This window comes from Aminobacter sp. MET-1, from assembly GCF_026521175.1.
Taxonomy (GTDB): domain Bacteria; phylum Pseudomonadota; class Alphaproteobacteria; order Rhizobiales; family Rhizobiaceae; genus Aminobacter.
Genome location: NZ_JAMSHL010000140.1, coordinates 1 through 254, shown reverse-complemented (window position 1 = coordinate 254; position 254 = coordinate 1). Strand labels below are relative to the sequence as shown.

The window sequence follows — 254 nt, the reverse complement described above, 5'->3', positions numbered from 1 at the left end:
GATATATACCTTTCAATAAACTTATAGTTCTTGCCTACACTTCATTTAAAGCCTGTTTCGATGCCGACCTTCCATGATATCATTCTCAGCAGCTCATGGCGAACAATCTGATTAAAATGATCAATAGCAAATAAAATTTCCTTACGGCACAATCCTTTAATAACATAAGGTGTTACATTCCAAAATTCATTGCAGCAATCATCATACTCCCTTGCGCTTGGCTTTCTTACATGATAATCTATATCAGTCGGAAC

General features: G+C 35.8%; 1 pseudogene. It reads right to left on the bottom strand.

The features are described from left to right. Positions 1-44: 44 nt before the first annotated feature. Positions 45-254 (bottom strand): annotated as a pseudogene (locus NDO48_RS29365) (aminoglycoside 6-adenylyltransferase); the annotation flags it as partial.